Below are 10,018 nucleotides of genomic sequence, written 5' to 3' on the forward strand. Positions count from 1 at the left end.
CCGCGGGCTCCTCGCCCGGCGCGCTCACCGCAGTCGGCGCAGGGCACTCTCGGCGTGCCAGCGCGCCAGGGTCAGGGCCTGCGTGCTCGTGCGTCCCAGCCACTCGCGCACCTGGCGGCGGGCGTCGGCGGGCAGGACGCCGGAGCCCGGGGCACCGTGCAGCACGCTCTCGCGGAGCATCACCTGGTGCGCGCAGGCCACCCGCACTCCCGAGGCGTCGGGCTCCAGGTACCACTCCCCGTAATAGGCGGCGACCAGGCCGGACGCCAGGACCTGCCCGGAAACGGCCCGCCCCGCGTCGGGGATCTGCTCGGGGGCGGCCTGCCCGGCGTCGGGGATCTGCTTGTGGACGATCCGCCCGGCGGCCGGGAAGCACAGCCGTACGGCCCTGGACACCGAGGTGTCCCCGGTGCCGGGGTCGCTGGTGTGCAGGAGGGTTTGCTGCACGCCGGGGCGGTCCTCGGTGACCTCGGCGCGTTCGACGTGGGGAACCAGGTCGGCCCAGTCCCCGACGCGGTACAGGAAGTCGTAGACGATCTCCGGGGAGCCGCAGGCGTAGACGCTGTCCTCGAAGGACAGCAGCAGTTCGTCCAGGCGGTCCCAGCGCTCGGCCGCCTCGCGCACGGCCTCGAGCTGTGCCCGCACCTGCGCCTGCAGCACCCCTGCCTCCCCGGGCTCCCCTGCTTCCCCGGGCTCGCGGGCGCCCGGCGCGGGTGCGGCCGGGCGCCGGCGGCACAGGGTCAGCAGGCAGCGGCCGGCGCCCTGGGGTGACACGTTCCAGCTGCCGGACTCCGGCACGCCGGGCGGCAGGAAGTCCTGCAGTTCGAAGTCGATGCGGCGCTCCTGCGGGTGCAGCGTGCGGCGGGCGTGCGCACAGCGCACCTGGCCCTGCCGCAGGTGCCACACCTGCAGGCGCTCTTGGACGCCGTCGAAGTCGACGCGTTCGACGTGCAGGCAGGAGGGCAGCAGGACCGGCCAGCGCGGTGCGTCGGCGAGCAGGCCGTAGACGACACCGGGGGGCGCCGCGACCGCGACGGTGTGCCGGGCGCGGTCCGTGCGCTGCGACGCCATGCGCGACCCCTCCTCCTCCAGATGTGATCAACGCTGCACGCCGGGGGCCGAGCCGTGCTCGATTCCTGGTGGAGAGGGCGCGCGGCGGGCGCGCCTCAGCCCGCCCGGACCGCTGTCGCGCTCATCGGGGGGCGGGCCGGGAGGGTCTCGGGGCCCGACATCAGCAAGGAGCGCTGCAGCTTGGCGAGCGCGGGCGAGGGCTCCAGGCCCATGGTGCGCACCAGGGTGGCGCGCAGCCGCTGGTAGGCGTCGAGCGCCTCGCCGCGGCGCCCGGAACGGTAGAGGGCGAGCATGTACTGGCCGCACAGGCTCTCGTGCATGGGGTACTGGTTGATCAGCACGGTCAGCTCGGCGAGCAGTTCACGGTGGCGCCCCAGGCGCAGGTCCGCCTCGACGCGCTGGTCCAGCGCGCACAGCCGGCTCTCCTCCAGGCGCTTGGCCTCGGTCTGCAGCTGGGGGCCGGTGTGGACGTCGGCCAGCGCGGGGCCGCTCCACAGTCCAAGGGCCTGGCGCAGCAGACGGGCGGCCTGGGGGTAGTCCTCGGCGTCCATGGCCCGGTACCCGCTGCCGGCGAGCCGCTCGAACTCCCGTACGTCACTGACGCCGTCGCCGCTCTTGAGCAGGTAGCCGCCGGGAACGGTCAGCAGCACGTCCTTGGCCTGACGCCGCCCGGCACCCCCGGCATCCACGGCGTCCCCGGCGTCCCCGGCGCCCTCGGTGCCCCTGGCGCCGCTTTCCAGGGCGGCGCAGATGAGTTCGCGCAGCTGCAGGATGTAGGTCTGCAGGGTGGCGCGGGCGCTGCGCGGGGGCCTGGCCCCCCACAGCTCCTCGGCCAGGACCCCCACCGGGACGACCTGCCCGGCCCGCAGCGCCAGCAGGGCGAGCACCTGGCGCGGCTTGGGCGCCGTGGGCGTGATGGAGACGTTGTCGAGCCGTACGGCGAGTGTGCCGAGCACATCGATGTCCACAGCGTCTCCCCCATCGTCGGTGCCGTCCGGAGCGGTCACCTGGCACCCACCAGTAAAAAACAGCATGGGCGGTATGTCAATGCCGCGGGGGCCGTCCCGCCCGGCGCTGGACCCGGACTCGAGGCAGCCGCAGGACACACGTGTCACCGCACCGGGCAGGGCGCACCGGCCCGGCCCGGTGCGGCGACCGGCGACCGGCGACCGGCGACCGGCGACCGGCGACCGGCGACCGCACGGACCGCTCCTGGCGTAACCGGGGTTCCCGGTCCCGGCGGCCGTCCTCCGCGCCACCGGGCGCCGCACCGTCGTTCTCCGCGTCATCGTTCTCCGCGTCATCGTTCTCCGCGTCATCGTTCTCCGCGTCGCCGGGCGCCGCGGGCTTCCCCTCGGGCCCCTGTCCGGCGCGCCGGCCCCGGCCGCGGGCAGCGGGCGGGGGCGGCGCAGACGGCCCTTCGGGAGGGATCCCGGCCGGAAAGAATTCCCGGGCCCGGCCTGCGGGGCGGACGGCACGCTCTGCGCACGTGTCTCGATCGTGGCGGGAACTTCTCGGGGGTACCGCGCAGGCCCGCGCCGGCGGGGTGAGGTCGCCTGCGGCCGCGCATGCGCTCCGGTGATCCGCCGCCCGCAAGGCGAACCGTCCGGGCGGTGTCGTCTCCCGGGGCCGTCTGCGCGATGACGCCCGGACGTGCTGCCCCGACGGCGTCCTGCGGATCGTCACCGGGTGGAACGGCGCCCCGCCGGCGCGGCGGCGCGGGGCCGGTGACCGCTTCGCCGGGGACTGCCGCTGCTTCGCGCCGCCGCACCGCCCGTTCCTGCGCCACGCCGGCGATACCGGGGCGCCCGCGGTCCGGTATCGCCGACCGCCTCGGCCCGGACACCCTCCATGCCGACCACGTGGTCACCGAGTACGGGGACCAACCGAGTACCGGGACGGCGAGCGGGGCCGGCTGCCCGCCGGTCCGCAGCCGGCCGACCCGGCGGTCACCGGCAGGCGGCAGGCGGGCTTCGGCCCGGTGAAGGTGCCGCGCGACCGCTTCCGGGCCGCGGGCAAGGCGCGGCAGGCCATCCGGGCGGGCGGTCCGGACCCCAGGACCTTCGCACCGCGCTCCCCGCTCCCCGCAAGAGGGGCCGGTGTCCGGGCGGTGGTTCGTGGCGCACGGCGTCCGGACCGGCCTCGCGGCGCCGGACAGGGTCCAGACGCCGCTGCGGGACATATGGGCAACGGGGCGGGCGGCGGCAGGCAGGTGACGGACCCGGCCCGAAAACGGTACGGCCACGCCTCGCCGGTGGCGTGCGACGCCGCCGCCTTCGGCGCGGCACGAAAACTGTCCACGCAGGACGAGGGGCTGCGAACACCGGAGAAGGTGCTGTCACCGGCGCCGTTCAACGCTCCCGGCGAAGTCACCCTCCGCCGGCCCGCGCGGGCGTTCGGTCATGCAGGTGCGCCCGGCCGCCCGCCTGCCGGGCGTCCGGGGCATGACCGAACGCCAGGACCGGCCGCCCGCGCGCCGGGACGCAACAGGACCGGCACGCCGTCCCGGCGGACACCGGCCGCCGGGACGGCGTGCGGCAGACGCGCCGCGGCCCGCCGGCCCGGCCGCGGACGGCGCCCCGGCCCCGGCACGGCCGTGACCGGCCGGCGGGGCGCCGTCCCCAGCCGCCGGGCGGACGAAAAACGCCTCCGCCGCGGCACGGGCCCGCCGTCTCCGTCCCGCAGCCGCGAAAGGGCGCGGGCCACGCGGAGGGGCGGGCGCGCCGCACCCCGGCTTGATAGGCAAGTGATGACTTGCCTATCGTGTGGTCGTGGCCGACGATCTTTTCAAAGCCCTCGCCGACCCCACCCGGCGCGCCATCCTCGACGAGCTCACCGAGAAGTCCGGACAGACACTGTTCGAGATCTGCTCGCGGCTGAGCATGAAGCACCAACTCGGCATCTCGCGCCAGGCGGTCTCCCAGCACCTCGCCTCGCTGGAGGCCGCCGGGCTCATCGAGACCAGGCGGGAGGGCCGCTGCAAGTTCCACGACCTGAACACCGCCCCGCTGCGGCAGATCACCGAGCGGTGGCCCCTGCCCGGCACACCGCAACCGGAAGAGAGCACTCCATGAAGATCCGTCTGACCAGCGTCTTCGTCGACGACCAGGACAGGGCCCTGCGCTTCTACACCGAGATCCTCGGCTTCGTGAAGAAGCACGACGTCCCGCTGGGCGGACAGCACCGGTGGCTGACCGTCGTCTCGCCCGACGAGCCCGGCGGCACCGAACTCCTCCTGGAGCCGGCCGGACACCCGGCCGTCGCGCCCTACCGCGACGCGCTGGCCAAGGACGGCATCCCGCTCGCCCAGTTCGCCGTCGACGACGTGAACGCCCAGTACCAGCGGCTGCGCGGCCTCGGCGTCCGCTTCACCCAGGAACCCCTGGAGATGGGCCCCGTCACCACCGCCGTCTTCGACGACACCTGCGGCAACCTGATCCAGATCGCGGCACAGCAGCAGTAGCGGGCCCGCCCGCCACGGCGCGGCCACGCCACGCGGCCCGCCACCCGCCCGGCCCGGCCGCGGCGAGATTCCGGAACAGCACCCCGCGCACCGCCCCCGAGCGGCCCGGGCGCCGAACCGCCCCACCCCCGGCGCCCGGCCCCGGCAGCCCCGGCCCCGCGCGCCGCCGGCACCCGCCCCCGGCCCCGCGCGCCGCCGGCACCCGCCCCCGGCACCGCCGCGCGCGCCGCCGGCCGCACGGCGGCGAACAGAGCCCCGCACCACACCGACCGGGCCCCGCAAGAGCCCCGCAACGCGCAGAGCGGGCCCCGCAGGAGCCCCGCGCCGCACCGGCCGGGTCCCGCAAGAGCCCTGGACCGCCCGGCACACCGTCACCGGGCCGGTACGCCCGCCCGCCGCCGGCCCCGGCCACCGGGCCACCGAGCCGCCTGACCACCTGTCACCCGGCCGCCTGACCACCTGGCCGTCCGGGTGCCCGGGTGCCCGGGTGCCCGGTCATCCGGTGGCCGTGTCCCCGTCCCGCGGTCCCATAGCCCCGCCGGGCTTGGGGAGCACCTGCTGCGGCGAGGCGGCCAGCAGCGGCAGCAGGAAGGTCCAGAACTGCGTGGTGCGCTCCGGCGACACCCACCGGCGGTCGAAGTCGCCGAGGGTCTCGAAGCCGACCGTGGCCGCCACGACGGCCGCCACCGCGCCCTCGCAGGAGACCCCGTAGGCCAGTTCGCCCTCCCGCGCGGCCTGGGCGAGGAGATCCTGCACCCACCGGCACCACCACCGCACCAGCCCTCCCCCGCCCCGGCCCTTCGCGCGCGAGGGGTCGCGGCCCAGCTTGAAGCCGGCCCTGACCACGGGATCGCTGCCCACGGCGTCGAGCAGCCGGCAGGTCGCGTTCACGAGCGACTGCAGCAGGGTGTCCTCGGCGCCGCGGCAGCCCGCCGCCATCTTCTCCACCAGGTCGGCCGCCGCCTCCTCCACCTCCCGCGCCAGCGCCTCCTTGCTGGCGAAGTGGAAGTGCAGGGCACCGGTGCTCACCCCGGCCCGCCTGCTGACCGCGGGCAGACTGGCCAGCGCATAACCGTTGTCGGCGAAGACCTCGGCCGCGGCGACGATGAGGGCCTCACGCGTACGGACCGCCCGCGCCTGCTTGACCATTGCGCCCTCCTTGCTCCCCGTCCGGCTGCACCACTTTAGCAAACCGCATGCCTGGTAGGTTTACAAGAGGGCAGAGTGACGCTCTGCTTGAAGGCTTCAACAATGCGGAGGGAAAGTCCCCTGCTCGGCGGGAAACCCTCCCGGACGGCACGGCCCCGCGGGGCCGGCACGGAACCGTTCGGGCGGTCTGTTCCGTGCCGTCCGGGCCGGGGCGGCACGGCGGGAACGCGAAAAGAGAGGGAGAACGGCGAGAACACGCCGCGGAACCCGGCGGCCCGGCACGAGGAGCCGCCGCGGGAAACCTTCCATAAGGTTTTGTTCCGCGGGGCGCCGGCGCCCGCCGGCCCGGCCGCGCCCGCTCAGCCCGCCGCCGCGGCCGGCGGCCGGCCCGCCAGGCGCTCGGCCTCCTCGATCACACGAAGGCCCCGGTCCGGCGCGATGTCCAGATTGACCAGGGTGGCGGGAGTGGCGATCGCCGGAAGGATGTAGCGGTAGAGCATGGAAGCCCGCTCGGGCAGGTCGCTCCAGTTGGCGTAGGCCTCCGACAGGAACTGGATGCCCAGCCAGGAGCCGAGGAAGAACTCCGCCGTCTCGTTCGGGTCGATGTGCGCCAGGACCTCCCCCTGCTTCTTGCCCTCGGCGAGCTTGCCGGCCACCACCTCGGTCCACGCGGGCCAGGCACTGCCGAACAGCTCCCGCCCCTGAAGGTCCGCGGAGAGCCTGATCCCCGCCATCAGGACCACGTCCTCGGGAATCCGGTGGGCCAGCATCATGCAGATGTCCACCCACTCCTGGAGCTTCAGCTCACGCGGCACCCAGTGATCACGCGTGATCTGCGCGTCGATGACACCGCGCGCCAGCGCTTCCTTGGAACCGAAGTGGAAGTAGAGCGCGCCCTTGGTCACATCCGCACGCTCGAGGATCTCCGCGATCGTCGCCGCCGCGTAGCCGCGCTCGGCGAAAACCGCGGCCGCCGCCTCGACAACAGCACGCCGGGTCCGTACCGCACGTTCCTGCCGCGCCATGGGACTCTCCAGGACAGGATAAACAAAACCGAACGTGAGGTACCTTACCCCACCCCCAGGCTCCTACCCGGACCAGGACACACCCATACCTGCACGGCACCGCCCCCACCCCCGCCCGCCCCCGCCCCGCGCCCCCGCCCGCCGGGGGCACGGTCCCGGCGGGTCCCGGCGGGCGGGGCACGGTTCCCGGCGGCCGAAAGGCACCGGGGCGGCGGCGTGAGCGGGCGGTGTCACCAGGCGGTCCGCCCCCCGTCCACGGACAGGGTCGTGCCCGTCACGAAGCCGGCCCGGTCGCTGCACAGCCATGCCGCCGCCTGCGCCACCTCCTCGGGGTCCGCGGCCCGCCGCAGCGGCGCGGAGCCGAAGGCACGCTGCCTGGCCTGCGGGTCGGCGAGCCGGTGCTCGACCATCTCCGAGCGGGTGAGCCCCGGCGCGACGGCGTTGACCCGTATGCCGTCCCCGGCGTACTCGACGGCGGCCGCCTTGGTCAGCCCGATCACCGCGTGCTTGGAGGCGATGTAGGGCGCGCCCGCCGAGGAGGCGAGCAGACCGCCGACACTGCTGGTGTTCACGATCGCTCCCCCGCCGCACGCCAGCATCGCGGCGATCTCGCTTCGCATGCAGTTCCACACACCGCGCACGTTGGTGTCCATCACCGCCTCGTAGACGTCGTCCTCCAGCAGGTGCATCGGCGACCTCTCCAGCCCCACACCGGCGTTGTTGAACGCCGCGTCCAGCCGCCCGTACCGCTCCAGCACGTACTCCACCGTGGCCCGCACCCCGGCGGCGCTGCGCACGTCAAGGACTCGCCAGCTCGCCTCGGCGCCCGAGCGCCCCAGCTCCGCCACCAGCTCGCGCAGCCTCTCCTCGCGCCTGGCCGCGAGCACCACCACCGCCCCCTGCGCGGCGAACACCCGGGCCGCCCCCGCGCCGATCCCGCTGCTCGCGCCGACGATCAGCGCCACCTTCCCGGCCAGCGGCGCCGCCGCGTCCGCGCTCACACCGCCCCCTTCACACACCCGGCACCCGCGCCCGCGCCCGCGAGCCGCCCGCCGCCCGCGAGCCGCCCGCCGTCCGCGGGCCACACCCCCCGCGCGGACCACCCACCGTCCGCGGACCACACGTCCTCCCGCCCGCCCCGCGGGCCCCGCGGGCCCCACACACCGTCCCGCCCGGCCTCGCCGTCCACGGTGCGCAGCAGCGTCTCGTCGACGGCGTCCAGGCGGTCCACCAGGTGGCGCACCCCGATCTCCCGCATCGCCCGGCGCTGGAAACCGTGCCGGAACGCACTGGGATGCCCGATGAAGGGCGCCCGCGCCTGCCGCGCGTGCTCGGCGAACCGCGCCGCGTCGTCGACGAAGAGCACCTGCCCGAGACCGAGCCCGAAACACCGGGCGATCTCCTTGATGCCCGGCCGGAAACCGTCGGTGCAGATGTAGCCCGGAGCGGTGAAACACGGCCGCCAGGAACCCAGATGACGCTCGAAGTGCCCCTGCCCCAGACCCCCGTAGCACACCACCTCCAGACCCAGCCCGCGCAGCCGGCCCACCAGCTCCAGAGCCCCCTCGTTCACCCGCACCGGATGCTCTCGCAGATACCGCTCGCGCTCGGCGAAATAGGCCCGCACCGTCTGCCCCACACCCCCCCTCGCCCCGGTCGCCCGCGCCAGCGCCCGCGCCGCGACATCACGCGGCTGCGACAGCACCGCCCGCTCCAGCTCCGCGGTGTAGGCCACCCCGTACGCCGTGACGAACCGGTGGATCACCGGACTGAACGTGTCACTGAGCAGCACACCGTCGATATTGACGGCGGCCAGCCGCAGCGTCTGCAAAACAGCGGGCATCGCGGACTCCCTGTCGCGGACCAGACCCGGCACCCGCCGGCCGGCCTTCCTCGGACCGCCCCCATCGCACCGGAGACAAAGAAAACCGTCAAGCAGGTTTCCACCGGGGACGACCTCACGGTCGAGTGGAATACATCGCCGTGACACCGCAAAACGGAGTCACTTATTCATGTTTCGGCCACATTCTTGGTCAAGTCTTTACCCAGCAGCGCCAGTCAACAAAACCGGTAGGTCCGTATCTTATGGACTCGTCGGACGCGGCTTCAAGACGGGGGTAACGATGAGAGCGACCACCGCCCACAGCGCCACAGCAACACGCGACCCGCGGGACTTACCCCGGCTGACCACCACGGTCCCCAAGGAGTACGTCCACCGCGCCAGCCTCGCCGAGGTCTTCCTCAGCTCCTGCACCCCCCGCGCACCCCTCGCCTACACCCTCACCGGGCAGTGGCCCCGCGCCCACACCTACTTCACCGGCCCCGACCCCAGCAGCCACGACCCGCTGCAGGTCGCCGAGACCATCCGCCAGGCCGGCATCCTCCTGGCCCACACCGAACTCGGCGTCCCCCTCGGCCACCACTTCGTCCTGTGGGCCCTCAGCTACACCACCGACCCCGCCGGCCTGCGCATCCACAACCGCCCCACCGACTTCACCATCCAGGCCCGCTGCACCGAACTCCTCCAGCGCCGCACCACCATCAACCGCGCCACCATCGAAATGACCCTGCACCGCGACCACACCCCCATCGCCCACGGCGCCGTCACCTTCTCCACCATCAGCCCCGCCGTCTACACCCGCCTCCGCGGCACCACCACACCCCGCACCGGCACCAACACCAGCACCGGCGCCAGTGCCGGCACAGGGTGCGCCGGCGCCAGTGCAGGGTGCGCCGGGGCCAGTGCCGGTGCGGGGTGTACCGGTACCGGTGCGGGTACGGGGTGCGCCGGTACCGGTGCCGGGTGTACCGGTGTGAGTGCGGGGTGCACCGGTGCAAGTGCCGGTATGGGCTGCGCCGGTGCGGGTGCGGGGTGTGCCGGTACCGGTACCGGTGTGGGTGCGGGGTGCGCCGGCGCCACCCCGCCCATGACACCCGCCTCCGTCAACCGCCGCTCCCCCACCGACGTCGTCCTCACCCCCACCAGCCACCCCCGCCGATGGCTCCTCACCCCCAACCTCGACCACCCCGTCCTCTTCGACCACACCGGCGACCACATCCCCGGCATGGTCCTCCTCGAAGCCGCCCGCCAGGCCGCCCACGCCACCGCCAACACCCCCGCCTTCACCCCCACCCACACCACCACCACCTTCACCCGCTACACCGAATTCGACCACCCCTGCACCATCGAAGTCACCCACACCCAACCCGACAACAACACCACCACCACCATCCACATCACCGGACACCAGCAAAACCACACCGTCTTCAACACCACCATCACCGGCCCCACCACCTAACCCACCAACAC

General features: G+C 74.2%; 9 protein-coding genes. 3 read left to right on the forward strand and 6 right to left on the reverse strand.

Features of this window, described 5'->3' with window-relative positions:
* Window positions 1-24 precede the first annotated feature (24 nt).
* Together ACFYW9_RS36045 and ACFYW9_RS36050 are read right to left on the reverse strand one after the other, a co-directional pair.
* Window positions 25-1,071 (reverse strand): SRPBCC family protein, encoded by a 1,047-nt coding sequence (locus ACFYW9_RS36045; protein ID WP_389159340.1) that lies wholly within the window; start codon window positions 1,069-1,071, stop codon window positions 25-27.
* 95 nt (window positions 1,072-1,166) lie between these two features.
* Window positions 1,167-2,039: a BTAD domain-containing putative transcriptional regulator gene (locus tag ACFYW9_RS36050; protein WP_389159341.1), complete on the reverse strand. Its 873-nt coding sequence runs from the start codon at window positions 2,037-2,039 to the stop codon at window positions 1,167-1,169.
* A 1,803-nt stretch (window positions 2,040-3,842) separates the two neighbouring features.
* Here ACFYW9_RS36050 and ACFYW9_RS36055 point away from each other — a divergent pair.
* Window positions 3,843-4,145, forward strand: coding sequence for an ArsR/SmtB family transcription factor (locus ACFYW9_RS36055; RefSeq protein ID WP_389159342.1), 303 nt, complete (start codon window positions 3,843-3,845; stop codon window positions 4,143-4,145).
* Window positions 4,142-4,534 carry a VOC family protein gene (locus ACFYW9_RS36060; protein ID WP_351867830.1) on the forward strand — a complete coding sequence of 131 codons (393 nt, stop codon included), beginning with the start codon at window positions 4,142-4,144 and terminating at the stop codon, window positions 4,532-4,534. Before ACFYW9_RS36055 ends, ACFYW9_RS36060 begins: the two co-directional genes overlap by 4 nt.
* 495 nt (window positions 4,535-5,029) lie before the next feature.
* On the opposite strand, the gene ACFYW9_RS36065 is transcribed toward ACFYW9_RS36060, so the two are convergent.
* From ACFYW9_RS36065 to ACFYW9_RS36080, 4 genes are all read right to left on the reverse strand, one after another.
* Complete coding sequence (locus ACFYW9_RS36065) at window positions 5,030-5,683, reverse strand: ScbR family autoregulator-binding transcription factor (RefSeq protein WP_389159343.1); 654 nt, start codon at window positions 5,681-5,683, stop codon at window positions 5,030-5,032.
* Window positions 5,684-6,042: 359 nt separating this feature from the next.
* Window positions 6,043-6,708, reverse strand: a complete 666-nt coding sequence (locus ACFYW9_RS36070) for a ScbR family autoregulator-binding transcription factor (RefSeq protein ID WP_389159344.1) — start codon at window positions 6,706-6,708, stop codon at window positions 6,043-6,045.
* Window positions 6,709-6,938: 230 nt separating this feature from the next.
* Window positions 6,939-7,709 (reverse strand): SDR family NAD(P)-dependent oxidoreductase, encoded by a 771-nt coding sequence (locus tag ACFYW9_RS36075; protein WP_389159345.1) that lies wholly within the window; start codon window positions 7,707-7,709, stop codon window positions 6,939-6,941.
* The gene (locus tag ACFYW9_RS36080) at window positions 7,706-8,551 is read right to left on the reverse strand and encodes an HAD family phosphatase (protein WP_389159346.1); all 846 of its coding nucleotides are present in this window, start codon (window positions 8,549-8,551) and stop codon (window positions 7,706-7,708) included. The genes ACFYW9_RS36075 and ACFYW9_RS36080 overlap by 4 nt, the downstream gene beginning before the upstream one ends.
* Before the next feature lie 280 nt (window positions 8,552-8,831).
* Here ACFYW9_RS36080 and ACFYW9_RS36085 point away from each other — a divergent pair, with 280 nt between their 5' ends.
* Window positions 8,832-10,007, forward strand: coding sequence for an AfsA-related hotdog domain-containing protein (locus tag ACFYW9_RS36085; protein WP_389159347.1), 1,176 nt, complete (start codon window positions 8,832-8,834; stop codon window positions 10,005-10,007).
* Window positions 10,008-10,018 lie beyond the last annotated feature (11 nt).

The organism is Streptomyces sp. NPDC002698 (assembly GCF_042888945.1).
Lineage (GTDB): Bacteria > Actinomycetota > Actinomycetes > Streptomycetales > Streptomycetaceae > Streptomyces.